The following is a 417-nucleotide window of genomic DNA, read 5'->3' on the forward strand; positions in this document are numbered from 1 at the left end:
GTTACCGTGACTAAGGCGTATCGCATGGATATAAAGCGGAAATGAGTCGTAACGCGCCGCATAAGGCGTTGAAAGTACTCGGTATTGCCCTGGTTATCCTGCTGCCAATGGTGCTGGCATCCTGGCTTGCCCAACACCGGGCAAAGGTGGAAACCGACGACCAGCTCCGCTCATTTTCTCAACTGGCGCTGCAGAAAACCGAAATGGTTATTCATGAGGTCGAGGAGGCGCGTAAAAAGGCCATGCAATATCAGGGGATAATATGTTCGCCGCAGCATCAGCGATATATGCTGGATATTGTTCGCAGCCTGCTTTACGTCAATGATTTAATCTATGCGAAAGGCACTGATTTCGTTTGCTCAACCGCCGTTCATCCCGATACGGCCTGGCATGTTGAGACGGCTAATTATATAAAAA

1 protein-coding gene is annotated in these 417 nt (G+C 49.4%); it reads left to right on the plus strand.

Annotated elements, in window-relative coordinates:
* Positions 1 to 41 precede the first annotated feature (41 nt).
* Positions 42 to 417, plus strand: a 376-nt coding sequence (locus FJV41_RS56130; RefSeq protein WP_181791621.1) for a CSS-motif domain-containing protein, incomplete at its 3' end; no start/stop codon positions are given.

The organism is Myxococcus llanfairpwllgwyngyllgogerychwyrndrobwllllantysiliogogogochensis (assembly GCF_006636215.1).
GTDB classification, from domain to species: domain Bacteria; phylum Myxococcota; class Myxococcia; order Myxococcales; family Myxococcaceae; genus Myxococcus; species Myxococcus llanfairpwllgwyngyllgogerychwyrndrobwllllantysiliogogogochensis.